The organism is Gammaproteobacteria bacterium, assembly GCA_019911805.1.
Classification (GTDB): Bacteria; Pseudomonadota; Gammaproteobacteria; order Thiohalobacterales; family Thiohalobacteraceae; genus JAHJQQ01.
In genome coordinates, this window is the sequence record JAIOJV010000052.1 from 112657 (window position 1) to 138388 (window position 25732).

Annotated in this window: 23 protein-coding genes; 16 read left to right on the forward strand and 7 right to left on the reverse strand. The window is 65.2% G+C overall.

The genetic code is table 11. The annotated features are described in order from the left end of the window. The first annotated feature begins 68 nt into the window (after positions 1-68). The 12 genes from sdhA (at position 69) to K8I04_05900 (ending at position 10927) form a co-directional block, all read left to right on the forward strand. On the forward strand, positions 69-1832 hold the full coding sequence (sdhA, locus tag K8I04_05845; GenBank protein ID MBZ0071230.1) for a succinate dehydrogenase flavoprotein subunit: 1764 nt from the start codon (positions 69-71) through the stop codon (positions 1830-1832). Positions 1833-2138: 306 nt separating this feature from the next. Continuing rightward, on the forward strand, positions 2139-2840 hold the full coding sequence (locus K8I04_05850) for a succinate dehydrogenase iron-sulfur subunit (protein MBZ0071231.1): 702 nt from the start codon (positions 2139-2141) through the stop codon (positions 2838-2840). Further along, the gene (locus K8I04_05855; GenBank protein MBZ0071232.1) at positions 2840-3097 is read left to right on the forward strand and encodes a succinate dehydrogenase assembly factor 2; all 258 of its coding nucleotides are present in this window, start codon (positions 2840-2842) and stop codon (positions 3095-3097) included. The genes K8I04_05850 and K8I04_05855 overlap by 1 nt, the downstream gene beginning before the upstream one ends. Further along, complete coding sequence (locus tag K8I04_05860; GenBank protein MBZ0071233.1) at positions 3063-3503, forward strand: hypothetical protein; 441 nt, start codon at positions 3063-3065, stop codon at positions 3501-3503. Before K8I04_05855 ends, K8I04_05860 begins: the two co-directional genes overlap by 35 nt. 164 nt (positions 3504-3667) lie before the next feature. Continuing rightward, positions 3668-5167, forward strand: coding sequence for an ABC transporter substrate-binding protein (locus tag K8I04_05865; GenBank protein ID MBZ0071234.1), 1500 nt, complete (start codon positions 3668-3670; stop codon positions 5165-5167). Positions 5168-5185: 18 nt separating this feature from the next. Next, positions 5186-5716 carry a L,D-transpeptidase gene (locus tag K8I04_05870; protein MBZ0071235.1) on the forward strand — a complete coding sequence of 177 codons (531 nt, stop codon included), beginning with the start codon at positions 5186-5188 and terminating at the stop codon, positions 5714-5716. An 84-nt stretch (positions 5717-5800) separates the two neighbouring features. Continuing rightward, the gene (locus K8I04_05875; protein ID MBZ0071236.1) at positions 5801-6730 is read left to right on the forward strand and encodes an ABC transporter permease; all 930 of its coding nucleotides are present in this window, start codon (positions 5801-5803) and stop codon (positions 6728-6730) included. Between the two features lie 7 nt (positions 6731-6737). After that, positions 6738-7544 carry an ABC transporter permease gene (locus tag K8I04_05880; GenBank protein ID MBZ0071237.1) on the forward strand — a complete coding sequence of 269 codons (807 nt, stop codon included), beginning with the start codon at positions 6738-6740 and terminating at the stop codon, positions 7542-7544. 94 nt (positions 7545-7638) lie between these two features. Continuing rightward, positions 7639-8685: a beta-N-acetylhexosaminidase gene (nagZ, locus tag K8I04_05885; GenBank protein ID MBZ0071238.1), complete on the forward strand. Its 1047-nt coding sequence runs from the start codon at positions 7639-7641 to the stop codon at positions 8683-8685. 231 nt (positions 8686-8916) lie between these two features. Continuing rightward, positions 8917-9873, forward strand: coding sequence for a patatin-like phospholipase family protein (locus K8I04_05890; protein ID MBZ0071239.1), 957 nt, complete (start codon positions 8917-8919; stop codon positions 9871-9873). A gap of 41 nt (positions 9874-9914) precedes the next feature. Beyond that, positions 9915-10283: a DsrE family protein gene (locus tag K8I04_05895; protein MBZ0071240.1), complete on the forward strand. Its 369-nt coding sequence runs from the start codon at positions 9915-9917 to the stop codon at positions 10281-10283. 89 nt (positions 10284-10372) lie between these two features. Then, the gene (locus K8I04_05900) at positions 10373-10927 is read left to right on the forward strand and encodes a hypoxanthine-guanine phosphoribosyltransferase (GenBank protein ID MBZ0071241.1); all 555 of its coding nucleotides are present in this window, start codon (positions 10373-10375) and stop codon (positions 10925-10927) included. A gap of 414 nt (positions 10928-11341) precedes the next feature. On the opposite strand, the gene K8I04_05905 is transcribed toward K8I04_05900, so the two are convergent. The 4 genes from K8I04_05905 to K8I04_05920 form a co-directional block, all read right to left on the reverse strand. Then, positions 11342-12085, reverse strand: coding sequence for an S-methyl-5'-thioinosine phosphorylase (locus K8I04_05905; GenBank protein MBZ0071242.1), 744 nt, complete (start codon positions 12083-12085; stop codon positions 11342-11344). Between the two features lie 146 nt (positions 12086-12231). Next, on the reverse strand, positions 12232-12792 hold the full coding sequence (locus tag K8I04_05910; protein MBZ0071243.1) for a peptidoglycan binding protein CsiV: 561 nt from the start codon (positions 12790-12792) through the stop codon (positions 12232-12234). Further along, positions 12789-16244 carry a transcription-repair coupling factor gene (gene mfd / locus K8I04_05915; GenBank protein MBZ0071244.1) on the reverse strand — a complete coding sequence of 1152 codons (3456 nt, stop codon included), beginning with the start codon at positions 16242-16244 and terminating at the stop codon, positions 12789-12791. The genes K8I04_05910 and mfd overlap by 4 nt, the downstream gene beginning before the upstream one ends. A 370-nt stretch (positions 16245-16614) precedes the next feature. After that, positions 16615-17223 carry a DsrE/DsrF/DrsH-like family protein gene (locus K8I04_05920; protein ID MBZ0071245.1) on the reverse strand — a complete coding sequence of 203 codons (609 nt, stop codon included), beginning with the start codon at positions 17221-17223 and terminating at the stop codon, positions 16615-16617. Between the two features lie 346 nt (positions 17224-17569). Between K8I04_05920 and K8I04_05925 the strand changes: the two genes are divergently transcribed. The 3 genes from K8I04_05925 to K8I04_05935 all read left to right on the forward strand — a co-directional run bounded on the left by K8I04_05925 (position 17570) and on the right by K8I04_05935 (position 21022). Beyond that, positions 17570-18202 (forward strand): TetR/AcrR family transcriptional regulator, encoded by a 633-nt coding sequence (locus K8I04_05925; protein MBZ0071246.1) that lies wholly within the window; start codon positions 17570-17572, stop codon positions 18200-18202. A 93-nt stretch (positions 18203-18295) separates the two neighbouring features. After that, a complete protein-coding gene (locus K8I04_05930; protein MBZ0071247.1) occupies positions 18296-19591 on the forward strand; it encodes an NAD(P)/FAD-dependent oxidoreductase in 1296 nt (431 codons plus the stop codon). Positions 19592-19690: 99 nt separating this feature from the next. After that, the gene (locus K8I04_05935; GenBank protein ID MBZ0071248.1) at positions 19691-21022 is read left to right on the forward strand and encodes a sigma 54-interacting transcriptional regulator; all 1332 of its coding nucleotides are present in this window, start codon (positions 19691-19693) and stop codon (positions 21020-21022) included. A gap of 67 nt (positions 21023-21089) precedes the next feature. On the opposite strand, the gene K8I04_05940 is transcribed toward K8I04_05935, so the two are convergent. Beyond that, complete coding sequence (locus tag K8I04_05940; GenBank protein MBZ0071249.1) at positions 21090-21749, reverse strand: rhodanese-like domain-containing protein; 660 nt, start codon at positions 21747-21749, stop codon at positions 21090-21092. 317 nt (positions 21750-22066) lie between these two features. Further along, the gene (locus tag K8I04_05945) at positions 22067-23191 is read right to left on the reverse strand and encodes a 3-deoxy-7-phosphoheptulonate synthase (protein MBZ0071250.1); all 1125 of its coding nucleotides are present in this window, start codon (positions 23189-23191) and stop codon (positions 22067-22069) included. Positions 23192-23473: 282 nt separating this feature from the next. On the opposite strand from K8I04_05945, the gene bioA reads away from it, so the two are divergent. After that, positions 23474-24781, forward strand: coding sequence for an adenosylmethionine--8-amino-7-oxononanoate transaminase (gene bioA / locus K8I04_05950; protein MBZ0071251.1), 1308 nt, complete (start codon positions 23474-23476; stop codon positions 24779-24781). Here the strand turns inward: bioA and K8I04_05955 are convergent, their stop codons facing one another. Continuing rightward, positions 24782-25681 carry a carbon-nitrogen hydrolase gene (locus K8I04_05955; protein MBZ0071252.1) on the reverse strand — a complete coding sequence of 300 codons (900 nt, stop codon included), beginning with the start codon at positions 25679-25681 and terminating at the stop codon, positions 24782-24784. It abuts the gene before it with no gap. Positions 25682-25732: the final 51 nt, after the last annotated feature.

A 25732-nucleotide genomic window follows, 5' to 3' on the forward strand; every position in this document is an offset into this window, starting at 1 on the left:
TTGGAGCGGAAAGGTATTTGTATCTTGCACCTTGTATCTTGCATCTGCTCCCCACAGGGGAGCTTTCAATGACTCTGCAGCGGCGCAAATTCGACACCCTGATCATCGGCGCGGGCGGCGGTGGGCTGCGTGCGGCGCTGCAGCTGGCGCAGGCCGAGGCGCATGTCGCGGTGGTATCCAAGGTGTTTCCGACACGCTCGCACACGGTCGCGGCCCAGGGCGGGCTGACCGGCGCGCTGGGCAACGGGCTGCCCGACAACTGGCATTGGCACATGTACGACAGCGTCAAGGGCAGCGACTGGCTGGGCGACCAGGATGCCATCGAGTATATGTGCCGCGCCGCACCGCGGATCGTCTACGAACTCGAGCACCTGGGCGTACCGTTCTCACGCCTCGACAACGGTCGCATCTATCAACGCGCCTTCGGCGGTCAGAGCCGCGAATTCGGCGGCGAGCAGGCGGTCCGGACCTGCGCCGCCGCTGACCGTACCGGACACGCGATTCTGCAGACGCTGTATCAGCAGAATATCCGCGCCCGCACGCATTTTTTCGACGAATTCTTCGCCGTCGACCTGCTGGCCGACGACCAGGGCACCGTGCTCGGCGCGCTGGTGCTGGATATCGCCAGTGGCGAGCCGCTGGTGATCGAGGCCAAGACCACACTGCTGGCCACCGGCGGGGCGGGGCAGTTGTTCCGCACCAATACCAATGCGCTGATCAATACCGGTGACGGCATGGCCATGGCACTGCGCGCGGGGATCCCGTTGCAGGACATGGAGTTCTTCCAGTTCCATCCGACCGGCATCGCCGGCAAGGGCATGCTCATCACCGAGGGTGCACGGGGTGAGGGGGGGTATCTGGTCAACGGTCGCGGTGAGCGCTTCATGGAGCGTTACGCCCCCCAGGCGAAGGATCTCGCCAGCCGTGATGTGGTCAGCCGTGCCATCTACACCGAGGTGCACGCAGGCCGTGGCTGTGGGCCGCAGCAGGATCATGTCCTGCTCAAGCTCGATCACCTCGGTGCGGATATCGTGGCACAGCGCCTGCCCGGCATACGCGAGATGGTCAAGACCTTTCTGCACATCGACCCGATCGAGGCGCCGATCCCGGTGTACCCGACGGCGCATTACGCCATGGGCGGCATCCCCACCAACCGCTACGGCCAGGTGGTGGTGCCGGAGGATACGGGTCCGGAGGAGCCGGTGGTAGGTCTGTACGCCGCCGGAGAATGCGCCTGCGTGTCGGTGCACGGCGCCAACCGCCTGGGCGGCAACTCACTGCTGGATATCCTGGTATTCGGTCGCGCGGCCGCCAATCACATCAGCGAGTTTCTCGCCGTCAATCGCTATCACCGGCCACTGGACGAGACCAGCGTCGAGCGCGCCATGGCGCGACTCGCGCGCTGGGATCGCCGCACCGGCAATGAAAGCATCGACGGGGTAAGGCGCGAACTGCAGGGGGTCATGGAGCGCTACTGCGGCGTCTACCGCAGCGAGGCGGTGCTGAGTGAAGGTCTGCAGCAGGTGCTCGCGCTGCAGGAGCGTCTGCAGCAGGTGGCGATCACCGATCACAGCCGTGTGTTCAACACCGCGCGTATCGAGGCCCTGGAGCTGGAGAACCTCATGGAACTCGGTCTGGCAACGGTATGCGCAGCGCTGCACCGCCGCGAAAGCCGGGGCGCACATTCGCGCGTCGATCACCCCGAACGCGACGACGCCCGCTGGCTGCGCCACAGCCTGTTCTACCGCGAAGACCGGCGCGTCGACTACAAGCCGGTACGGCTCAAGCCGATGAGCGTGGACAGCTTCCCGCCACAGCCGCGGGTGTATTAGCGTGAGGTGTGAGGTGTGAGGCGTGAGGCGTGAGGCGAAAAGATCTTGGCCACGGAAGCACACGGAAATACACGGAAAGATCTATGGCTCTAAACCCCTTAGGGCCCTGTGATGAAGCGTAACAACCGGCGGAGGTAGCCTTCGGATGCGGCGCAGACGGTATGGCATTGTGGAATTTTCCATACTATATTTTTCCGTGTTGTTCCGTGTGCTTCCGTGTGCTTCCGTGTGCTTCCGTGGCCATAATGGGTTTCCGCCTAACGCCTAACGCCTAACGCCTAACGCCTCACTCCCCGGAGCTCACCCATGAAATTCTCCATCTACCGTTTCGATCCGGACCAGGACAGTCAGCCGTACATGCGGGACTACGAGCTGGACGATGCCCGGGTCCGTCCCGGTATGATGTTGCTGGAGGCGTTGATCGAGCTGAAGGCACAGGACGAGAGTCTGAGCTTCCGGCGGTCCTGTGGGGAGGGCGTGTGCGGTTCGGATGCCATGAACATCAATGGTCGGAATGGACTCGCCTGTATCACGCCGCTGGCCGGGCTCAGGACGCCGATCGAGCTGCGGCCGCTGCCGGGGCAGCCGGTGATCCGCGATCTCATCGTCGACCTCGGCCAGTTCTTCGCCCAGTACCGTGCCGCGCGGCCGTATCTGATCAATGACACCCCGCAGCCCGAGGTCGAGCGCCTGCAGTCGCCGCAGGAGCGCGCCCGGCTGGACGGCCTGTACGAGTGCATCCTGTGCGCCTGCTGTTCCACCAGCTGCCCGTCGTTCTGGTGGAATCCGGACAAGTTTCTCGGGCCGGCCGCACTGCTGCAGTCGTGGCGCTTTCTCGTCGACAGCCGCGATCGGGCCACCGACCTGCGTCTCGACGAACTCGAGGGCCCGTTCAAGTTGTTCCGCTGTCATACCATCATGAACTGTGTCGAGTACTGTCCCAAGGGACTCAACCCGGCGCGTGCCATCGGCCGCATCAAGACGTTGATGCTGACGCGGTCGATGTGATGCCGGTAGCCGCGGCCAGTGATCTCCGGCGGCTGCGCTGGCAGTGCCGGCGTGGTCTGCGTGAACTGGATCTGCTGCTGCAGCAGTTTCTCGACGTACAGGCCGGACAACTGGACGCGCCCACCACCGCGGCGGTATTGCGGCTGCTCGAATACCCCGATGCCGTGCTGCTCGAATGGCTGCTCGGCCGGCAGATACCCAGCGACACGGAGGTCGCCAGCCTTGTACAGCGTATTCGAAGCAGCCCTGCGCCTTGAGCTGCGGCCTTCGCGCCGCCTGCGGTACTGGCTGATCGCGGTGCATACCGCTGTGCTACTCGCCATTCCCTGGCTGCCGCCGTGGCTCGGCTGCACGGTGCTGCTCGGCGGCACTGCCAGTGCCGTTCTGGCGTGGCGCCACTGCCTGCAGTCACCACCGCAACTGCTGTGGCGCAGCGATGGTCGCTGGGAGCTGGCGGCGGAAGGGGAGCGCGACACACTGCGACTCGCGCGCCGACCCTTCGTGCACCCGCAGCTGGTCGTCATTGCCTTGTGTCACGTCCCGGGCGGCCGCGTCCGGGCTGTCCCCGTATTCCCGGACATGCTGGATGCCGCCGCTTTCCGGCGGCTGCGCGTGCGGCTGCGGCACGCGCTGATTGATGCTGCAGTCGATGCGGATCCCTAGGAGCCTGGCGGACGTGGGACTGCGCTCTCACCCGATTCGCTGCAATCGCCCACATCCGACAGGCCCCTGGCGCTATCCGAACCGTGCCGCGTGCCGTACCATACCGCGCCATGGCCATCGAAAATGTCTGCCGCGCCGACCACCCCTGCACCTGCTGGTAACGCATGCGCCGTCATCCGCTGTATCTGATCCTGCTGTGTTGGCTGCTGCTCGCTGGCTGCAGTCAGCCACCGCACGATTCCATCCGTCTGGCCATCGCCGGAGACGCCGCCAACCTGGACCCGCGTTTCGCCACCGATGCCACGTCGGTGCGGGTCAATCGGCTGCTCTACGCACGCCTGGTGGATTTCGACACGCGGGCCCGCCCACAATCGGCCCTGGCGGGCTGGGAACAGTTGTCGCCGACGCATTACCGCTTCCGTCTCGGGCGGCAGGGACGGCGCTTTCACGACGGCGGCTGGCTCACGACCCGCGATATCAAGGCCACCTACGACTTCATCCTCGACCCGGCCAACGCCTCGCCCCACCGCGCCGCCCTCGGGTTGATCGACCACATCGAGATCATCGACAGCGAGCGGGTGGATTTCCTTCTGCGGCGACCCGATCCGCTGTTTCCCGGCTACCTGGTGATCGGCATCCTGCCTGAGCGTCTGGCGCAGCTGTCGGGGGATACGGCCTTTACCCCGCTGGGCAGCGGTCCCATGGCCTATATCGACCGGCCGCAACCCGGTCGGCTGCGGCTGCGGCGGCTGTCCGACGACCGCATGGTCGAGATCCTGCGGGTACCGGATGCGACCGTGCGGGTTCTCAAGCTGCTGCGCGGCGAGGTGGATATCCTGCAGAACGACCTGCCGGCGGAACTGGTCACCTATCTCAGCCGCCAGCCCGGCATCCAGGTACGGCGCACGGTCGGGACCAATTTCGCCTATCTCGGTTTCAACTTCGAGGATCCGGATACCGCAAAGCTGGAGGTGCGCCAGGCAATCGCCTATGCACTCGATCGCGAGGCGATCATCAAATATGTGCTGGATGGGGGCGCGCGTCCGGCGGCGACCATCCTGGTCCCCGATCACTGGGCCGGGCATCCTGAGCTGAAGCCGCGCGGCTACGATCCGGAACGTGCGCGTACGCTGCTGGCGACGGCCGGTTACGGGCCGGGACGACCGTTGCGCCTGACCTACAAGACCTCCAGCGATGCACTGCGTATCCGCCTTGCGACCGTCATCCAGGACCAGCTGGCCAAGGTTGGTATTCACGTGGTGCTCAAGACCTACGACTGGGGCACCTTTTACGGCGATATCAAGGCGGGGCGATTCCAGCTCTACAGCCTCTCCTGGGTCGGTATCAGGACCCCGGACATCTTTCGCTATGCCTTCCACAGCCGCTCGGTTCCACCGGAAGGCGCCAACCGTGGCCGGTTCCAGGATGCTACCGTTGACGCCCTCATCGAGGCAGCCGAACAGGTCCCTGATCTGGAGCAGCAGGCGATCCTCTACCGCGCGCTGCAGGAGCGTTTGGTGCAGACGCTGCCCTACGTGCCCCTGTGGTACGAGGATCAGGTGTTCGCCATGCGTGCCGGGCTCGACGGCTATGCCCTGACACCGGATGGCAACTACGACGGGCTGTTGACGGTGGCCCCGGTGGCTGTCAGTGACCCACAGTGACTCACAGTGAGCCGCGCGATGTCCGCACACACGCATGACCAACTGATCCGCGTCAGCCTCGCCGCGCAGCAGTTGGAACTGCTGGGTGGCGGGGAGGTACTGCGGCGCTTTCCCGTGTCCACGGCCCTGAACGGCCCGGGCGAACGGACGAGCAGCGGCGGCACGCCCTGTGGCTGGCACGAGGTCCGCGCCATGATCGGTGCCGACTGCCCACCGGACACGGTGTTCGTCGGCCGCCGGCCGACCGGCGAGATCTACAGCGATGAGCTGGCCCAGCGTTTTCCGGAGCGCGACTGGATCCTCACCCGCATCCTCTGGCTGCGCGGCCTCGAACCCGGCCGCAATCGCTCCGGCGAGGTCGACAGTATGCGCCGCTTCATCTATGTACACGGCTGTCCGGACAGCGAACCGATGGGTGTACCGCGTTCGCACGGCTGCGTGCGCATGCGCAACGCGGATGTCATCGAGCTGTTCGAGCGGGTCGTACCGGGCATGCGGGTGTGGATCGGCGCCGGACCGTTCGATGCCGCGGCACCGCGCCATCCCTGACGCACAGGGCGACACGACGACCGTCGGCGCGCGCAGGTATAATGCTGCGCGGGCATCCGTAACGGGGCTCACTGACGAGGGAACATGGCGATCTTTCTGCTTCTACTGCGCCGCATCGCCAGCACCGCCGGGGTGGTGCTGGGCGTCGCCATCCTCGTGTTTCTGCTGATCCACCTGATTCCGGGTGACCCGGTCGATGTGATGCTGGGCGAGTCGGCCCAACCCGCCGACCGCGAGGCACTGCGCCAGGCGCTGGGGTTGGATCAGCCGATCCTGACGCAGCTGGCGGCCTACCTGCAGGGCGTTGTCACCCTCGACCTCGGTCAATCGCTGCATTCACAACAGCCGATCACGGCACTGCTGGCCGAACGCATCCCGGCAACCCTGGAGCTGGCGGTGGTGGCGTTGGGCTTCACCCTGCTGCTGGCCGTCCCGCTGGGGCTGGTGGCGGCGGCCCACCGCGATACCCTGTGGGATCAGGGTGCCATGACGTTCTCGCTGCTGGGCGTGTCCATCCCGAACTTCTGGATGGGACCGCTGCTGATCCTGGTGTTCGCATTGTGGCTCGGCTGGTTCCCGGTGAGCGGGCGGGAAGGCGCCGGCGCCGTCGTCCTGCCGGCACTGACGCTCGGCACCTCGCTGGCGGCCATCCTGGCACGCATGATCCGCAGCAGTGTGCTGGAAGTGCTGGGCGAGGACTACATCCGCACGGCGTATGCCAAGGGTCTGTCGCGGCGGCGGGTGTTGCTCCGGCATGCGCTACCGAACGCGCTGCTGCCGGTGATCACCGTGCTCGGCCTGCAACTGGGCACGCTGCTCGCCGGTGCGGTCATTACCGAGACGGTGTTCTCCTGGCCCGGTATCGGTCTGTTGACCATCGAGGCGATCCAGTCGCGTGATTACCCCGTGGTGCAGGCCTGTGTGCTGCTCATCGCCCTGACCTATGTGATCGTCAACAGCCTCACCGATCTGCTGTACGCGGTCATCGATCCGCGCATCCGGGTAGGGGGCTGAGGCGGCCATGCGTATCTGGCTGCCGGTCACAGTCCTGCTGCTCTGGGTGTTCACCGGCCTGGCGGCGCCCTGGTTGCCGCTGGAACCCAACGCGATCGATCTGGAGCGCATCCTGGCCTCACCGCTGTCCACCGGCGGCATGGGCTACGACGACCTCGGGCGGAACATGCTCGACCGGCTGATCGCCGGCAGTACGACCTCGTTTCTGGTGGCCTTCTGGGTGGTGGGGCTGTCGGCTTCGGTCGGCACGCTCATCGGCAGTTTTGCGGGCTACATCGGCGGGTTCTGGGACCGTCTGCTGGTGCAGGTGATCAATCTGTTCCTGGCCTTTCCCGGTATCCTGCTGGCAATTGCCCTGGCCGGCATCCTGGGCCCGGGCATCGAGAACGTGGTACTGGCGCTGACCGTGGTCGGCTGGGTGGGTTATGCGCGTCTGGCGCGGGCGCAGGTGCTGTCGCTCAGGAGCCGCGAGCACGTCATGGCAGCGGTCGCGCTGGGTGTGCCGCGCGCGCGCATCGTACGCTACCACCTGCTGCCACTGATCAGCGCACCACTGATCGTCGAGGCGACCTTCGGCGTCGCCTCGGTGGTGGTCGCGGAGGCGGGACTGTCATTCCTCGGCCTCGGCGTGCAGCCACCCGAGGCCTCGTGGGGGAGCATGATCCGTGACGGCACACGCTACCTGCTGGTGGCACCCCACATGGTGCTGGTCCCCGGTCTCGCCATGGTGCTGGTGGTACTGGCGGTGAATCTGCTCGGCGACCGCCTGCGCGACCGTCTGGACGTCAGGACAGGGGGGGCGGGGAGTGACTAGGGCTGGTCGCGGAATGCGGTTACCATTGCCCCGAATCCCGAATCCCGAATCCCGAATCCCGAATCCCGAATCCCGAATCCCGAATCCCGACACCATGTCCCTTGGCCCCGTCATGCTCGATGTCGGCGCTGCGGCGCTGAGCGAAACCGACCGCCGCCGTCTGTGTCACCCGCAGGTCGGCGGGGTGATCCTGTTCGCGCGCAATTTTGCCTCGCCCGGGCAGGTCGCCGGGTTGATCGCAGAGATCCATGCCCTGCGCGATCCCCGCCTGTTGGTGGCGGTGGATCAGGAGGGCGGGCGCGTGCAGCGCTTCCGCGACGGGTTCACCCGCCTGCCGCCGGCCGCTGCGCTCGGTCGCGTCTTCGACCGCGAGCCCCAGCGGGCACTGGAACTCGCTGACATCAGCGGCTGGCTGATGGCCGCTGAACTGCGCGCCGTCGGGGTGGATCTCAGTTTCGCGCCGGTGCTGGATCTCGACCGTGGCGTATGTCCCGTCATCGGCGACCGCGCCCTGCATAGCCGGCCGGAGGCCGTCGTCGCGCTGGCGCACGCCTACCAGAAGGGTATGCAGCGCGCCGGCATGCAGGCCGTCGGCAAGCACTTTCCCGGACATGGCGGGGTGCGCGAGGACTCGCATCTGGAGCTGCCGACCGATGCGCGCCGCCTGGCGGACATCCAGATGGAAGACATGCTGCCGTTCCGGCGCATGATCGATCACGGACTGGCCGGCATCATGGCGGCGCATGTGGTGTACAGTGACGTGGACCACCGGCCGGCCGGCTTCTCGCGTTTCTGGCTGGAAGGGCAGCTGCGCGGTGAGTTGGGGTTCCAGGGCGTGATCTTCAGCGACGACCTGAGCATGGTAGCGGCGGATGTCGCCGGCGATCACCCACAGCGCGCGCACGCGGCGCTGGCCGCCGGCTGTGACATGGTTCTGGTATGCAACCAGCCGGAGGCCGCCGACCGGGTGCTGGACAGCCTGCACGCATACGCCGACCCGGCGGCGCAGGCACGTCTGGCCCGGCTGCACGGTCGTGGGGGTGACACCTGGGACGCATTGCACGCATCCGCCGCCTGGCGGCGTGCCGTGACGGCCATTGCCGGCTACGACGCGGATCCGCTGCTGGACATGGACATGTGAATCACCCAGCCGGGGAAAAGCCAATGGGGCCACGGAAGCACACGGAAATACACGGAGGTCAGCGACTGGCGCAGGCCTGGGCGGGAAGCGTCTGCCGTACCCCGGACGCGGTCGTGGCGCCCGCTGACAGTATGACATTGCCTGTGTATTTCCGTGTGCTTCCGTGCCCAACGGGCATTTCAGCGTGAACGCGCAGCGTGCGATCACAGTGTTGCGCCGGGGCGGCCGCACATGAGGCGGCCGCGCATCGGGATCGCCCTGGGCGGTGGCGCGGCGCGCGGCTGGTCGCACATCGGTGTGCTGCGCTGGCTGCAGGAGCATGATTTCAACCCCGACATCGTCTGCGGCACGTCGATCGGCGCGCTCGTCGGCGCAGCGGCCGCGGAGGATGAGCTCGATCGGCTGGAGGACTGGGTTCGCGGCCTGACCTGGCAGGACGTCGTGTCCTATCTCGACGTCAGTTTCGGCGGTGGCTTCATCCATGGGCGCAAGCTGTTCCATTATCTGGAAACACGTTTCCCGGACCGCGACATCAGTGTGCTGCGGCGGCCCTACGGTGCGGTGGCCACCGAACTGGCCAGCGGTCAGGAGGTCTGGTTCCGGGAGGGCTCACTGCATAAGGCCGTGCGCGCCTCGGCGGCACTACCCGGCCTGTTCACGCCCGCCCGTCACGAGGATCGCTGGCTGGTCGACGGCGGACTGGTGAACCCGGTGCCCGTATCGCTGTGCCGGGCGCTGGGCGCCGAGCGGGTGATCGCCGTCGATCTGAACGCCGATCTGCTCAGCCGCCGGACGATGAGCGCCGGCGTCGAGACCCCCGAGCCCCCCGGGACGACACCCGGGGGGGGCGCGGATGGCCCGGGACGGCGCCAGCCAGTGATCGACAAGCTGCCCTGGCTGATGTCGCTGGGAGAAGGCCTCAAGACGCGCGCCACCGAGTGGACCAACGAGCTGCTGGGCAGCAGCGAGGCGCTGCCGTCGCTGGTCGACGTTATCGCGCAAAGCGTTTACATTATGCAGGTCAGAATCACCCGCGCGCGCATGGCCGGCGATCCACCCGATGTAGTGATCGCGCCGCGGCTGAGCCAGATCCACCTGCTGGAGTTCCATCGTGCCGGGGAGGCCATCGACGCGGGTTATCGCTGCGCCCAGGCTGCCGCGGAGACATTCGAACAAGAACTCAGATGAGTCCGGTCACGGACCCGTGGCGGCAGAAAAAAGGGGGGCACATGGCGGATAAACTTCTCATCATCATGGTCAATACCGATCCCAGAAATGGCACCGAGCTTGGTGCGCCGTTCTTCCAGGCCACCGTGGCCGCGGCTATGGAATACGAGGTCGAGATCGTGCTCACCGGTCGTTCCGGTGAACTCGCCAAGAAGGGCATCGCTGAGCATTTGTACGTCCAGGAAGGCAGCTCGAAGAGTGTCTACGATTACATCAAAGACGCCCACGAGGCCGGTGTCGTATTCAAGGTGTGCACACCGACACTGGAGCTATGGGGCGAGGATCTCATTCCCGAAATCTCGGAAACCGTCGGTGGTGCCTATATCATCAGTGAGGCGATGAACGACGACACCGTCACGTTCACCTATTGAAACCGATCCCGGCCGCGGTCCGCTGCGCCACCCCGGCCATTCCGGACACACCGGGGCGCGCGCGGACATCGCGGCCTCTCGAGGAGACCATGTCCATCACCGCTCAGCAGGCCCAGACGGTCCTTGCAGAAGCCGACCGGCTGCATTCCCCTGAGGTAGTGAATACCGCCCTGGACCGCATGGCCGACGCCATCACTGCCGAACTCGGTGGGAGTGATCCGATCGTACTGTGCGTCATGACCGGCGGCATCATCCCGGCCGGGCATCTGCTGACCCGGCTGAGCTTCCCACTGCACATCGATTATCTGCACGCCACGCGCTACCGTGGCGCAACCCGCGGTGGCGAACTGCACTGGCTCATGCGGCCATCGCTGCCGCTGGCCGGGCGTACCCTGCTGGTGGTCGATGACATCCTCGATGAAGGTCATACGCTGGCGGCCATCGTCGGCTATCTGCGCGATCAGGGCGCCGAGGCGGTCTACAGCGCGGTACTCGCGGAGAAGCTGCATGCGCGCCGTGCACCCGGCATCGACGCGGATTTCATTGGTCTGCAGGTTGAGGACCGTTACGTTTTCGGCTGCGGTATGGACTATCACGGTTATCACCGCAACCTGCCCGCGATCTACGCGGTGCGGGATGCCTGAGCCCACTGTCCCTGAACCTTACTCCTGGCCACGGAAGCACACGGAATGACACGGAAAAGGCTTACTTGTACAAACCTCGGAAACTGGGGCGCAGGGGGAAGATCCAGGGTTTACACAGTGAATTCTTTCCGTGTTGTTGCGTGGATTCCGTGGCTGTTTTTCCAAGCCAGTGGCTTACATAAGTGCCATTCAGGTTAATACAAATCGCTGCATCTCTGCGTTGGAAATATAAATCAGCACTTCCCTATGCCTTGGGTTTTCCCCTGGGCAATTGCACCTCCAGCGTGGGGCCCAGCGCTCCGGCGGTCCCGTTCATCGCGCAGCCGACTTGCGACAGCCGGAGGCGGAGCGACGAACGGGACTGTTGGAGCATGTCAATTCAGCGCAGCAGAATGTGATCCGCGGAGATGTACCTCACTCGATCATCGGAATGACCTGCTCCAACAGGGTGCGGACCTTCTCCATGCCGGTCGTCAGGGTCTGGTTGATCTCCGCCATGCTGATCTCACCTTCACCGCGGCCGGCCGCCCAGTTGGCGCAGACTGCGCAGGCCGCGTAGCACAGCCCCAATTCGCGCGCCAGCGCGGCCTCGGGCATGCCCGTCATGCCGACGACATCGCAGCCGTCGCGCGCCATGCGGTTGATCTCCGCAGCCGTCTCCAGACGCGGCCCCTGCGTGGCGCCGTAGGTGCCACTCTCGACCAGCGACAGGCCGGCGGCGCGACCGGCGGCGATCAGATCGACGCGCAGTTCCTCGCAGTAGGGGAAGGTGAAATCGATGTGTGTGACCTGCTCCAGGCTGCCCTGAAAAAAGGTGTGCTGGCGTGCCGAGGTGTAATCGATGATCTGGTCCGGGATCACCAACGCGGTGGGCACCGTCGCCGGCGTGATACCACCGACTGCGGCGATGGCAATCACCTTGGTGACACCGATGTGATCCAGTGCCCACAGGTTGGCGCGGTAATTGACGTCGTGCGGTGCGATGGTGTGGCCGCTGCCGTGGCGTGGCAGGAATACCACTGCCTTGCCGCACAGCCGGCCGTGCACGAGCGGGCCGGATGGCTGTCCGTAGGGTGTGTGCACGACCTCACGCCGTTCGATGGCGAGATTCTTGAGTGTGGTCAGACCGGTGCCACCGATGATTGCCAGTTCGGTCATAATGACGTGTTCTCCGATAGCGCGTTGTTCGACAGAATTAAGGCCTGCACCCTGTTGGAGCAGGTCATTCCGATGATCGAGTGAGGTACATCTCCGCGGATCACATTCTGCTGTGCTGAATTGACCTGCTCCGGCGCACCTGGGTTCTAGTCGCGCGCCACCGGATCAACCTGTACCAGCACGCCAAAGCGCGGATGGTCGAGATAATGCAGCTCGCCGCTGCGCATGCGGCGCACCTCCCGCAGTGCGACGGGGGTGCCGACGCTGGGGTCGGCATAGATCAGATCCGCATTCAGGTGCAGATAGCGCGAGAGCGCCAGAGAGATCGTGCCGTCGAGGAGCGGCTGGCCGTCGGCCGCGGCGGCCAGAATGTGGATGGGCAGGGTCTGGCCGCGCTCCCAGCCCGGCTGGCGCCAGCGCCAGTGCAGCAGCGGGCGGTAGCCGCTGGAGCGGCGCATGGCAGCGGCGATGGCCTGCAGGTTGAGCGGGCCCTCCAGCGGGCGGATGCCACCGCCGGCGATGAAGGGCAGGGCGCGATCGGTGGCCGGCGCGTGTTCGAGCGGTGGCCATGCCTCCCGGCCGTCGTCCGCGCGCAGGGAGGCGAATACCAGCACCTCGACGTCGTATTGCGGCAGCTCTTCCGCCTGCACACCCAGCCCGAACCCCAGCAGCAGGGTGGCCAGCCAGGTCTTGTCACGCCAGGTCATGTTTCATCCTTTCCTCTCAGCACGCGCAATAACTGCGCAACGGTGGCGATACGTACGCCGCTGTCGGTCATGTCGGCAAAGAAACGCAGCTTGTCCGCGCCTTCGAGTTTGTACCGCGTCGGCTGTGTCTGGATCAAGCGGATGATGCACGCCGGGTCCACGTCCGGCGTGTGTCCGAACAGGATACGGCCGGCGCTGGCGCCGGCATCGATCTTCTTGATACCGAGCGGCAAGGCCAGCAGCTTGAGTTCGGTGATCGCGAACAAGTCCTTGGTCGGCTGCGGCAGCAGGCCGAAGCGGTCGATCATCTCCACCTGCAACTCACGCAATGCCGCCTCGTCGGGCGCGCTGGCGATGCGCTTGTAGAGGATCAGGCGCGTGTGCACGTCGGGCAGGTAGTCGTCCGGGATGAGCGCTGGGATGTGCAGATCGATCTCGGCACCGTGGTCCAGTGGCCGGTCGAGCTGTGGGTCCCGGCCCTGCTTGAGGGCACGCACCGTGCGCTCGAGCAGCTCGGAATAGAGCGTGAAGCCGATCTCCTGGATCTGACCACTCTGTTCATCGCCAAGCAGCTCGCCGGCGCCGCGGATCTCCAGGTCGTGCGTCGCCAGGGTGAAGCCGGCACCCAGGTCCTCGAGCGACTCGATGGCCTCCAGGCGCTTCACCGCATCCGGCGTCATGGCGCGGCGCGGCGGCGTGACCAGATAGGCGTAGGCACGGTGGTGCGAGCGGCCGACGCGGCCACGCAGCTGATGCAGCTGCGCCAGGCCGAGCTTGTCGGCGCGGTTGATGATGATGGTGTTGGCGGTCGGTACGTCGATGCCGCTCTCGATGATGGTGGTGCATACCAGGATGTTGCAGCGCCGGTGGTAGAAATCCAGCATCACCTGCTCGAGGTCGCGCTCGCGCATCTGACCGTGGCCGATGCGAATGTGCGCCTCGGGCACCATCGCGGCGACCTCACGGGCGATACGCTCGATGCTCTCGACCTCGTTGTGCAGGAAGTACACCTGGCCACCACGCTTGATCTCGCGCAGGCAGGCCTCGCGCAGGGTCTGCTTGTCCCACTCGCAGATGAAGGTCTTGATGGTCATGCGCTGCAGCGGCGGGGTGGCGATGATGGACAGGTCACGCAGGCCCGCCAGCGACATGTTCAAGGTACGCGGGATCGGCGTGGCCGTGAGTGTCAGCAGATCCACCTCGGCCCGCAGCGATTTGAGCCGCTCCTTGTGGCGCACACCGAAGCGGTGCTCCTCGTCGATGATGACCAGGCCGAGGTTCTTGAACTGCACGTCGGACTGCAGGAGCTTGTGCGTACCGATGAGGATGTCGACCCGGCCGTCGGCCAGCGCGCTGAGGATCTCCTTCTGCTGTTTGGCCGAGCGAAAGCGCGACAGCACCTCGATACGCAGCGGCCAGTCGGCCATACGGTCGCGGAAGTTCTGCGCATGTTGTTGGGCCAGCAGCGTCGTCGGCACCAGCACGGCGACCTGATGGCCGCCCTGGGCGGCGACGAAGGCGGCCCGCATCGCCACCTCGGTCTTGCCGAAGCCGACGTCGCCGCAGACCACGCGATCCATGGCGCGCGGCGCGGCCAGATCCTCCAGCACCGCATCGATCGCCGTCTGCTGGTCGGGCGTCTCCTCGAAGGGAAAGGCCGCGGCGAACTGGCGGTAGTCCTCGGTGTGGATTTCGAAGGCATGGCCGGGCCGCAGCAGACGCCGCGCCTGGATCTCGAGCAGCTCTGCGGCGACGTCACGTACCCGCTCGGCGGCCTTGCGGCGGGCCTTCTGCCATTGCTCCGAACCGAGCCGGTGCAGCGGCGCCTGCTCGGGCGCAGTGCCGGTGTAGCGGCTGATCAGGTGCAGCGAGGCGACCGGCACGTAGAGTTTGTCGCCACCGGCATATTCGAGGGCGAGAAATTCCGTCTCGATGTCGCCGACGTGCAGGCGCTGCAGGCCCAGGTAGCGGCCGACGCCGTGGTCCTCGTGCACCACCGGTGCGCCGGGGGCGAGGTCGGTGAGATCACGGATCAACGTCTCGGGATCCCGCACCGCCTTGCGCCGCGTGCGCTGCCGGGTGCGCTGACCGAGCAGCTGGGTCTCGGTGATCAGCGCCAGGCCTTGCTCGGGCAGCAGCAGGCCCTGCTCCAGCGGCGCGACACCGATACCGAGGGTCGCTTCGCCGGCGAGGAAGTCGCGCCAGCCTTCGAAGACCGTGGGGTGAATGCCCTGATCACGCAACAGATCGCGCAGACTCTCGCGGCGACCGGCGGATTCACCGGTGATCAGGACGCGGCCGTGAAAGCCCTCCAGGAAGCGTTGCAGCTGGGCCGCCGGTTCCGGGCTGCGCGGCTTGAAGCTCAGGTCCGGCAGTGCGGTGGTGACAAAATTACGGTCGGTGGCTGCGGGGTGCTCCCGCTCGAAGCGATCGATCTGCACCTGGGCGAAACCCGTGCCGCGTGCGCGCAGTTCGTCTGGGGAGAGGTACAGTTCGTCGGGGCGCAGCAGCGGGCGCTCGAGGTCGTGGCGGCGCTGCTCATAGCGGTCGTTCACCTGCTCCCAGAAGGCCTCCGCGGCGAGGTCCGCATCCGGCAGTGACACCAGCAGCGCGTCGGCGGGCAGATAGTCGAACAGGGTCGCGGTCGTCTCGAAGAACAGCGGCAGGTAGTATTCGACGCCACTCGGCGCCAGGCCCTGACTGACGTCGCGGTAGATCACGCTGCGTTGCGGATCACCCTCGAAGCGTGCCCGCCAGGCCTGGCGGAAGCGTGTGATGGCGGCTTCGTGCAGCGGAAACTCGCGCGCCGGCAGCAGCCGGATGTTGTCGACCTTGGCGATGGAGCGCTGCGTCTCGGGATCGAAGCTGCGGATACTCTCGATCTCGTCGTCCAGGAGGTCGAGGCGGTAGGGCAGCTCGGCACCCATCGGATAGAGATCCAGCAGCGAGCCGCGCACCGTGAATTCCCCCCGTTCCATCACCTGCGAGACATAGCGGTAGCCGGCCTGGTCGAGCCGCCCGCGCAATGCGTCCAGGTCGAGGCGCTGGCCGACGTCCAGCAGCAGGCCGCTGAGCGTCAGATAGCCAGGCGGCGCCACCCGCTGCAGCAAGGTGGCGACCGGCAGGATCAGCGTGCCCCGGCGCAGCTCCGGCAGCCGGTACAGGCAGGCGATGCGCTCGGAGACGATGTCCTGGTGCGGCGAAAAGACATCGTAGGGCAGGGTCTCCCAGTCGGGGAAGCTCAGCTGCAGTTCGGTACCGTCGCCGGCGTTAGGGGCGAACCAGGCGAGGGCCTCCTGCAGCTGCTCGGCCGACTGGTTGTCGGGGGTGACGATCACCAGGGGCCGCGTCCCGGCGCTCGCCGCCGCCAGCGCCAGCGCGCGGCTGTCGCCGTACAGGGCGCCCCAGTGCGCCGTTTGCGGCGCGACCGGCAGGGGCACTGCCAGCGTCATGGCCGGCGTCAGCGGCAGATCGAGCGTAGTCGAGGGCGGGGCCGAACGGCGTGGCGCGGCAGATGAGGCTTCGGACATCGGTTGAGAATCAGTGGTCGACGGGGCATGGGGTCTGGCGGAGCGGCGTATTGTCCCACAGGGGCGACGGTCCTGCACCCTCGTCGCGTGGATTTGTCATCGCCGGGGTCGTATGCGCCCGGAAAACTTATTTTAGCCACGGAAACACACGGAAGTACACGGAATGCAAAACCCGTCGCATCCCCACCTTCTGTGTTTTTCCGTGTGTTTCCGTGGCTAATAAAATCCTGGCCGCCAGCGCGCACGCGGGGATGCGGTTGCCCGCATCCCCGTCGTCTGCGCGTTGCCCGGCTCAGATGTACAGGGCGACGTCCGCGTCCTTGGCGACCGGCAGGAAGTAAGTCGCGCCGACGTAGTCGGTCACCTCGGGGATGAATTCATCCCGCGAGAAGCCGAACACGTCGACCGTCATCTGACAGGCCACCATCTTCACGTCGGCCTCGAGGCACAAGGAGCGCAGTTCCTCGACGGTGGCGACGCCCTTGTTCTTGAAGGTCTTCTTCATCAGGCCGGTGGCGACCTTCTCGAAGCCGGGGATGCCGGCCATGATCAGGTTGGGCATCGGCCAGGTGATGTTCTGGAACCACTGCGGACCGAAGGGCATCTTCATCGGCATCGCCGGGTTGCCCAGTGGACTGATCTCGCAGGGCAGATCCTTCTTCAACAGCAGCAGACCGTAGAAGGTGAAGAAGATGCTGACCTCCCAGCCCAGGGCTGCCGCGGTCGAGGCGAGGATGAAGGGCGGATAGGCCCAGTCCAGGGTGCCCTTGGTGGCGATGATGGCCATGGAAGGTGTCTTGCTCGCCTCGATAGTGGCGAGTTTGCCGGGCAGCAGTTCATCCAGCTTCTGGTTGAGCCAGGCATCGAGGTTGGCATTGGGGGTTTCGACAGGTGTGTTCATGAGGGTCACTCCTCGATCGGTTACATCGCCAGGCGCCGCTGAGGCGCTACTGAAGATGCTGAACGGTCGGGCATCGACAGCGCTGTCAGACGATTCATCGGGCTGGCAAACAGACCAGTTGGTATGTACCATAGTCGCGTACCCGGGGCCTTGTCAACCGAGCGTGGGCGGGATCGGTCGCGCCGCGACTGCCGGCGGCCCGGCAATGACGGAGCGGCGGTCAGGGTACGCCAAACCCCAAGAGGGCGGTGGGAATCGGGGTGGTGTGGCCCGTTTTGCCCTGTATTTCCGCGTCCTCTCGCCAGCACACGCTCACCGCCTGGATTCCCGAGGAACTGCCCGAGACATGAACAACCCGGACGCCACCGCTGCCCTCAAGCGCACCGCCGACCGAACCCGACGCGCGATTCTGGATGCGGCGTTCCGGCAGATCTATCGCTGCGGCTACCAGGGCACGCGCCTGGACGACATTCTGGACACCATCGGCCTGACCAAGGGTGCCTTGTATCATCATTTTCCCAACAAGCAGGCACTGGGCTACGCGGTCGTCGACGAGGTGATCCGCGCGGTCATTCAGGCCGTCTGGTTGCGTCCGCTGGCCGAGGCCGACGAACCGTTGGAGCAGATCCTGCGCTCCATCCGCGACATCGACACGGTATTTGGCAGTGACATCGTGACCTTCGGTTGCCCCCTGAACAACCTCGCCCAGGAAATGTCACCCTTGGACGAGGGCTTCCGTACGCGCCTGGACCGCATCTACCAGGAATGGCACCAGGGGATTCGGGATGCGCTGCAGCGTGCGCAGCAGACGGGTCACATCCGTGCCGACGTCGACTGTGCGAACACGGCAAGCTTCGTGCTCGCCGCGCTGGCGGGCTGTATCGGTGTCGCCAAGAATGCGCAGAGCCTCGACCAGTTGCAGGTCTGTGGCGCCGGCCTGATCGATTACCTTGAAAGCCTGCGAACGGTATCGCGATGATGCGGCACGCTGCCGGCGCACCCATGGCATAGAATATGCTGATCCACTGGCAAGCAGGTTCAACCTTGCCAATCCACAACAGGAGCAGTATCTATGGCACACATCGTCATCATCGGCGCGAGCACGGGCGGCATGCCCGCGGCCTACGAGATCCGCAATATCCTCGGCCCGGAGCACCGCGTCACCGTGATCAATGCCTCGGACACCTTCAGCTTCGTGCCATCGAATCCCTGGGTCGCGGTGGGCTGGCGTTCGCGTCGGGATACCACCTTCCCGATCGCACCCTATCTGAAGAAGCGCAATATCGATTTCATTCCCATGGCGGTCACCGAGATCCAGCCGGACAACAACAAGGTGGTGCTGGGCGACGGCCGTGAGATCGACTACGACTACCTGGTCATCGCCACCGGCCCGGCATTGGCATTCGACGAGATCGAGGGTTTCGGACCACAGGGCCATACGCAGTCGGTCTGCACCATCGACCATGCGGAGCAGGCCTACGAGGGCTGGAAGGCGTTCGTGCGGGATCCCGGTCCCATTGTCGTCGGTGCGGCGCAGGGGGCATCCTGCTTCGGGCCGGCCTACGAATTCGCCTTCATCATGGATGCCGACCTGCGCAAGCGGCGTATCCGCAGCAAGGTGCCCATGACCTACGTCACCGCGGAGCCCTACATCGGCCACCTCGGCCTGGGCGGTGTCGGTGATTCCAAGTCCATGCTGGAGTCGGAACTGCGCCAGCATCACATCAAGTGGATCTGCAACGCCAAGGTCATGCGGGTCGAGCCGGACAAGATGTTCGTCGCCGAACACAATGAACAGGGTGAGGTCATCAAGGAGCATGAACTGCCCTTCAAATATTCCATGCTGATCCCCGGCTTCAAGGGTGTGGACGCGGTTGCCAAGGCCGGTGAGAAACTGGTCAATCCACGCGGTTTCGTCAAGGTCGACGAGTTCCAGCGCAATCCGGCCTGGCACAACATCTATTCCCTCGGTGTATGCATCGCCATCCCCCCGTTGGAGGCTACCCCGGTCCCGACCGGCATGCCCAAGACGGGCTATATGATCGAATCCATGGCAACGGCGGTAGCCCACAACATCCGCGACGATCTTGCCGGCAAACCGGTGACCGAGAAGGGTACCTGGAACGCCATCTGTCTGGCCGACATGGGCGATACCGGCGTGGCCTTCGTGGCCATCCCGCAGATCCCGCCACGTAACGTCGCCTGGATGAAGAAGGGCAAATGGGTGCACCTGGGCAAGGTCGCCTTCGAGAAATATTTCATGCGCAAGATGAAGAAAGGCTCCTCCGACCCGATCTACGAGAAATATATCCTCAAGGCACTGGGCATCACCCGCCTGCAGGCCGCGCCCAAGCCGCAGGGTGACTGACAGGAGAGGAGAAACCCGGCGGACGGACGTGACATGTCATGACATGAAGGCATAGACTGTCAGCATATGTCATGTCCGACCCTGTCCGAGGAGGCGCCCGTGTCAGTCCATTCCAAGCCGAGTTGCGAACAGATCATCGACATCATCCCCGATCCCTTCGTGGTGATCGACCGTGACTACCACATCGTCGCCGCCAACCGCGCCTACCGCGAGCGCTACGGCGTCTCCGACGACGGTGTGGTCGGCCGGCTCTGCCACGAGGTCTCGCACCACTCCCCGGTGCCCTGCAGCCACAACGGCGAGCACTGCCCGCTGGAAGAGGTATTCCTGCACCAACGCGCCACGCAGGTGATGCACGTGCATTTCGACCGTGACGGGCGTGAAGAGTACGTGCAACTGCACGCGAGCCCCTTGTTGGACGATGCGGGCGAGGTGCGCTACATCGGTGAAAGCATCTTCCGCGTAGCACCTCCGGAGGGCGAGGGCGAGGCGCTGTTGATCGGTCGTGCGCGGCCGCTGCTGCGCATGACCAGCTTGTTACAGCGGGTCGCACCCACGCAGACGACGGTACTGTTGCTCGGCGAGAGCGGTGTCGGCAAGGAGCAGGTAGCGAAATACCTGCACCATTATTCCAACCGAGCGCACCGTCCCTTCGTGGTGGTGGACTGCGGCGCACTCGGTGAAAGCCTGATCGAATCCGAACTGTTCGGCCACGAGAAGGGCTCGTTCACCGGCGCGAGCCAGCGTAAAAAGGGCCTGTTCGAGGCCGCCGACGGTGGCACGCTGTTCATCGACGAGATCGGCGAACTGCCGCTGCCGTTGCAGACCAAGCTGCTGCGCGTGCTGGAGACCGGCACCATCCGCCGCATCGGTGGGACCGACTACGTCAAGATCGATGTGCGCATCGTCGCCGCGACCAACCGTAACATGCAGGAGATGGTCGCCAATGGCCGGTTCCGCCAGGACCTCTATTACCGCCTGTCGGCGTTCCCGGTCGCCATCCCACCGTTGCGTGAACGCAAGGACGACATCCCGCGTCTGGCGGAGTATTTCCTGGCACGCCTGGAAGATGCCGATCGGCATCTGCCGCTGAGTGCCGAGGTGATCGAGGTGCTGCTCACGTACGACTACCCGGGCAACGTGCGCGAGCTGCGCAACATCATCGAGCGTGCCGCGATCCTGGCCTGCGACGACGCCCTGCGCCCCGGCCATGTCGTCTTCGACGAGCCGCACCAGCCCGTGGCGACCGCGGCCCAGACGCACCCGTATGCCCCGCGGCTGCTGGACCGCCGCAATGGGCGCCTCACGGACGAGGCCGTGATGGAGGCCCTGCAGGCCGGTCATGGCCATCGTGGCCGCGCCGCCGACCTGCTGGGTGTCAGTGAGCGTACGCTGTACCGTTATCTGCGCCGCCTGCGTCCGGGCGACTGAGCGTTCGCGACACAAAAAAGAGGCGGCCGCAGCCGCCTCGAAGTACAAAATTGAACGGGGACAGCCGTCAGGGCTTCTTGCCGGGTACGGTGCTGAGGCCGAGGATCTCCCAGTCCTGCATGCCACCGCGGTACCATTTGATCTTGTCTGCGGGGTAGCCGAACTTCAGCAACGTCTTGATGTTATTCGGCGACTGGCCGCACCACATGCCGTTACAGAACATCACCAGCGTCTTGACCCCACTGTAGTCCCACAGCCCTTCCTGCTGGCGCGCACCAAAGCGCTTCTCCATGATGTCGGCGATGGTGAACGGGTCAGATTGCGAGGCGTTGAGCTGGGTCCACGGGATGTTCACTGAACCGGGGATCGTGCCACGCTCCACCCAGTCGGGGGTGCGCGAATCAATCACCAGAATGCTGCTGTCGCCGTCAGCCATGCGCTTGAGATAGTCCAGCACCTCGACTTCGCCGATGGTCTCGACGCCGGGCGCGAGCGTGCCTGGCTGGATGCAGAAGGGCGGGCAGTCGCGTGATGTCTTGGCGAATGCCGGATTGACGGTGTTCTTCTCGTCCTGATTACGCATGATGGTGGTCTTCTTGCCATCGTGCATGACCTCGACCGAGGCGATCTCGGGCGTGATCTTGACCTTCACATCCTTGGCCGCGTGCAGCGGGGTGGCGATTGCGAAGGTCAGTGCGATTGCGGCGATCAGTGGTCTGGGTGTCATCGTTATTTCCTCCGGGTGGTAGAACACAGGGTTGTAGTTTTGAGTGTTCGCCGGGTGTCCGGCGCTTGCCTGTCAGTCGCAGCCAGGATCCGGTGTGACGTAATCCCCACCGCTAGTGGGTGCAGGTGCGGGTGTGCTCTGCCCGTCATCTGATGTCGACGTCGTAGTGTCGGCTTCGGTCGTAGGTGCTGCCGTTTCCCCTTCGGCGGCCATCACGGTCTGTGACGCCAAGAGCAAACAACCTGCCAATAAGGGCCCGTAGTGCATAACATCTCTCCTCATCTTTAGCAACATATCAACGCGCTGTCGTCGTGCCGTCAGGTCAGATCGGGCGGAGTCTGGCGGGCCAGTGCCCGCCGCCGCTCGTAGGCCTCGCGCGCTATAGCGACATCTTGCAGAAACGGTGCCAACTCTTCGAGGCGCAGCGCCTGCGGTCCGTCGACCAAGGCTATCTCGGGAGCTGGATGGAAATCTACCAGGATCATGTTCGCGCCGGCGATCACGCCTTGCGCTGTAGCATGCCAAATATCAAGAATACCGTCGGGGGCGCACTCGCGTGTGCCGACCGAATGCGACGGGTCGATGCACACCGGCATGCGTGTGAGGCGCTTGACCACGGGTACATGCGCGAAGTCCACGAAGTTACGGTGTGGGTCACCCATGTTGGTCTTCATGCCCCGCAGGCCGAAGATCACCTTGCGGTTGCCCTCGCTGGCGAGGTATTCCGCGGCGTTGAGTGATTCTTCCAGGGTGATGCCAAAGCCGCGTTTGAGCAGCACCGGCATCTCCTGCTGCCTGCCCACGGCCTTGAGCAGTTCGAAATTCTGGGTGTTGCGCGTACCGATCTGCAGTAGTACGCCGGTGGGATGGCCGGTCGCCTCCAGGGCCGCGCGGATCTCGCCCACATGGTTCTCATGCGTGACCTCCATGGCGACGACCTTGATACCGTATTTACCGGCGAGCTCGAACACGTAGGGCAGACATGCCTTGCCGTGGCCCTGGAAGGCGTAGGGACTGCTACGCGGCTTGTAGGCACCCATACGCGTGCACACCAGACCATGTTCCTGCAGGGCGCGCAGCATCTGCTCGACATGATCGGGAGTGTCCACGGCACACAAGCCGGCGAACACATGCAGTGTATCCTGACTGAAGTTCACGCCGTTGTAGTCGAAGGAGGTCGGTCGCGTCTCGTCACGGTGCCGCCCGAGAATGCGGTATTCCTGGGAGACCCGCACCACACGCTCCACCGTCGGCAGGCTGCGCATGTCGTCGATGGACAGCGCTGCGGTATCGCCGACCAGATAGATCTCGGTGAGCACCTGCTGGGCACCGACCTCCTGGCGCACGCGCACCTGGATGTTGGGCAGGCGGGAGAGGTGGTCCAGCAACTGTCGGTAGGGTGCGCCCTGCTGGTCGGTGTCCGGCTCGAGAATCAGTATCATACGGCCTTGTTTCCTTCCGATAATGATCTGCACGCAACAGCTATGGTGGCACTGCCCAGGAGTCGGTCGGGTTTGGGACTTTGCTGCTGCACCGGCGGGATAGCCGCCTGTTTTTCTGCCCCTGCTCGGCAAATAGCAACAGTTATTTCCCTCGCAGGATTGGGAAAATGATCTCACTCTCCCACCCGGCGCGCTACGATCGCCCAAGTCTGACAAACTCCCAGGTTACAATGCCTCAACCGCCACCGAGTGACAACCATCGTTCCTCAGGACAACACCGCTATGAATTCCGCCTTGCAGGCCGTCGAACAGGACTGGCGCGCCTTCGACCGTGCCCACATCTGGCATCCGTACAGCTCCATGACCGCGCCGCTACCCATGTTCCCGGTGCAATCGGCGCGCGGTGTACACCTGCGCCTGGAAGACGGGCGCGAGCTCATCGACGGCATGGCGAGCTGGTGGGCGGCAATCCACGGCTACAACCACCCACGGCTGAATCGTGCGCTGCAGGAACAACTCGGGAAGATGGCGCACGTGATGTTCGGGGGGTTGACGCACCGTCCGGCCGCGCGCCTGGCGGCGCATCTCATCGATCTCACGCCACCGCCGCTGCAACACGTGTTCTTCGCGGACTCGGGTTCGGTCGCGGTGGAGATCGCGATCAAGATGGCGATCCAGTACTGGTATGCGCAGGGGTACCCGGAACGCAACCGGCTGCTGACCATCCGCAGCGGCTATCACGGCGATACCTTCGGAGCGATGAGCGTCTGCGATCCCGTCGGCGGCATGCACGCGCTATTTACCGGCGTGCTGCCGAAGCACAGTTTCGTGCATGCACCGCAGTGCCGCGACGACAGCGACTGGCAGGAGGCGGAACTCGCCGAGATGCGCCAGCAGCTGCGCAGCGGCGCCCACCAGATCGCTGCCGTCATCCTCGAGCCGATCGTGCAGGGCGCAGGCGGTATGCGTTTCTACTGCCCGGAATACCTGCGCCAGGTGCGCATGCTGTGCGACGAGCACGATATCCTGTTGATCGCCGACGAGATCGCCACCGGCTTCGGGCGCACCGGCCAGATGTTCGCCTGCGAGCATGCGGACATTGCGCCTGACATCCTGTGCGTGGGCAAGGCCCTCACCGGGGGCTACATGACGCTCGCGGCGACGCTCACGACCGGACGCGTGGCGGCTGGGATCTGCAGTGCGAACCCCGGCGTGTTCCTGCACGGCCCAACCTTCATGGCCAACCCGCTGGCCTGTGCCGTGGCCAATGCCAGTATCGAGCTGCTGCTGGAGAGTCCGTGGCAGGCACGTGTGGCGGCGATCGGACGGGGACTGGAGGCGGGGCTCGCCCCCTGTCGGGATCTCCCCCATGTGCGGGAGGTGCGCGTGTGCGGCGCGATCGGAGTGATCGAGCTACGGCAGCCGGTGGACATGCGCTGGATGCCGGCGCAGTTCGTGGACCGCGGCGTGTGGCTGCGTCCGTTTCGCAACCTCGTCTATGCGATGCCACCCTACGTCATCTCCGCCGACGAACTCGCCGCGCTCACACAGGCGATGGTCGAGGTGGTAGCGGCCGCCGGGCAGCGCTGATCAACGGTCGCGATAGCGCCGGGTAAGGTCGCCGTAGGCGTCGATGCGGCGGTCGCGCAGATAAGGCCAGATGCGCCGTACCTGTTCGCTGCGGGCCAGGTCGATATCGACCACCAGGACCTCGGCGGTGTCGGTCCCGGCGCTGGCGAGGATCTCGCCCTGAGGACCGGCCACGAAGCTCGAGCCCCAGAAGTGGCTGCCGGCACCGTGGCCGCTCGGGTCAGGTTCGAAGCCGGTGCGGTTGCAGGCCAGTACCGGCAGGCCGTTGGCCACCGCATGGGCGCGCTGGATGGTGATCCAGGCGTCGCGCTGGCGCGCCTGTTCGTCCTGCTCATCCTGCGGGTCCCAGCCGATGGCGGTCGGATACAACAGCAGTTCGGCCCCGGCCAGTGCCATCAGACGCGCACCTTCCGGGAACCATTGATCCCAGCACACCAGCACGCCGAGCCGGCCGACCGAGGTCTGAATCGGTTCGAAACCGAGATCGCCCGGCGTGAAGTAGAACTTTTCGTAGTAGCCCGGATCGTCGGGGATGTGCATCTTGCGGTAGATACCGGCGATGCTGCCGTCGCGCTCCAGCACCACGGCGGTGTTGTGGTAGAGGCCGGGCGCGCGCCGCTCGAACAGCGAGGCGACGATGACGATCTCCAGTTCCTTGGCGAGCGGACCGAGTGCCGCGGTGGTCGGTCCCGGGATCGGCTCGGCGAGATCGAACAGCGCGGGATCCTCCAACTGGCAGAAGTAGTGGCTGTTGTGCAGCTCCTGCAGCAGCACCAGCTGCGCGCCGCGCGCGGCGGCGGCACGGATGCCGGCGATCATGACGGTGAGGTTGGCGTCGCGGTCATCACCGCAGGCCTCCTGCACCAGACCGACTCTAAGGGTTTTGCTCATGACTGCCATGCTCTCGAATGGGCCCACGCAAGGGCCATCATGCTACCCGACGGCGCCGGT

Excerpts from the sequence above, each read along its gene's own strand:
- sdhA (MBZ0071230.1), top strand. The coding sequence starts at position 69 with ATGACTCTGCAGCGGCGCAAATTCGACACCCTGATCATCGGCGCGGGC.
- K8I04_05850 (MBZ0071231.1), top strand. The coding sequence starts at position 2,139 with ATGAAATTCTCCATCTACCGTTTCGATCCGGACCAGGACAGTCAGCCG.
- K8I04_05855 (MBZ0071232.1), top strand. The coding sequence starts at position 2,840 with ATGCCGGTAGCCGCGGCCAGTGATCTCCGGCGGCTGCGCTGGCAGTGC.
- K8I04_05865 (MBZ0071234.1), top strand. The coding sequence starts at position 3,668 with ATGCGCCGTCATCCGCTGTATCTGATCCTGCTGTGTTGGCTGCTGCTC.
- K8I04_05870 (MBZ0071235.1), top strand. The coding sequence starts at position 5,186 with ATGTCCGCACACACGCATGACCAACTGATCCGCGTCAGCCTCGCCGCG.
- K8I04_05875 (MBZ0071236.1), top strand. The coding sequence starts at position 5,801 with ATGGCGATCTTTCTGCTTCTACTGCGCCGCATCGCCAGCACCGCCGGG.
- K8I04_05880 (MBZ0071237.1), top strand. The coding sequence starts at position 6,738 with ATGCGTATCTGGCTGCCGGTCACAGTCCTGCTGCTCTGGGTGTTCACC.
- nagZ (MBZ0071238.1), top strand. The coding sequence starts at position 7,639 with ATGTCCCTTGGCCCCGTCATGCTCGATGTCGGCGCTGCGGCGCTGAGC.
- K8I04_05890 (MBZ0071239.1), top strand. The coding sequence starts at position 8,917 with ATGAGGCGGCCGCGCATCGGGATCGCCCTGGGCGGTGGCGCGGCGCGC.
- K8I04_05895 (MBZ0071240.1), top strand. The coding sequence starts at position 9,915 with ATGGCGGATAAACTTCTCATCATCATGGTCAATACCGATCCCAGAAAT.
- K8I04_05900 (MBZ0071241.1), top strand. The coding sequence starts at position 10,373 with ATGTCCATCACCGCTCAGCAGGCCCAGACGGTCCTTGCAGAAGCCGAC.
- K8I04_05905 (MBZ0071242.1), bottom strand. The coding sequence starts at position 12,085 with ATGACCGAACTGGCAATCATCGGTGGCACCGGTCTGACCACACTCAAG.
- K8I04_05910 (MBZ0071243.1), bottom strand. The coding sequence starts at position 12,792 with ATGACCTGGCGTGACAAGACCTGGCTGGCCACCCTGCTGCTGGGGTTC.
- mfd (MBZ0071244.1), bottom strand. The coding sequence starts at position 16,244 with ATGACGCTGGCAGTGCCCCTGCCGGTCGCGCCGCAAACGGCGCACTGG.
- K8I04_05920 (MBZ0071245.1), bottom strand. The coding sequence starts at position 17,223 with ATGAACACACCTGTCGAAACCCCCAATGCCAACCTCGATGCCTGGCTC.
- K8I04_05925 (MBZ0071246.1), top strand. The coding sequence starts at position 17,570 with ATGAACAACCCGGACGCCACCGCTGCCCTCAAGCGCACCGCCGACCGA.
- K8I04_05930 (MBZ0071247.1), top strand. The coding sequence starts at position 18,296 with ATGGCACACATCGTCATCATCGGCGCGAGCACGGGCGGCATGCCCGCG.
- K8I04_05940 (MBZ0071249.1), bottom strand. The coding sequence starts at position 21,749 with ATGACACCCAGACCACTGATCGCCGCAATCGCACTGACCTTCGCAATC.
- K8I04_05945 (MBZ0071250.1), bottom strand. The coding sequence starts at position 23,191 with ATGATACTGATTCTCGAGCCGGACACCGACCAGCAGGGCGCACCCTAC.
- bioA (MBZ0071251.1), top strand. The coding sequence starts at position 23,474 with ATGAATTCCGCCTTGCAGGCCGTCGAACAGGACTGGCGCGCCTTCGAC.
- K8I04_05955 (MBZ0071252.1), bottom strand. The coding sequence starts at position 25,681 with ATGGCAGTCATGAGCAAAACCCTTAGAGTCGGTCTGGTGCAGGAGGCC.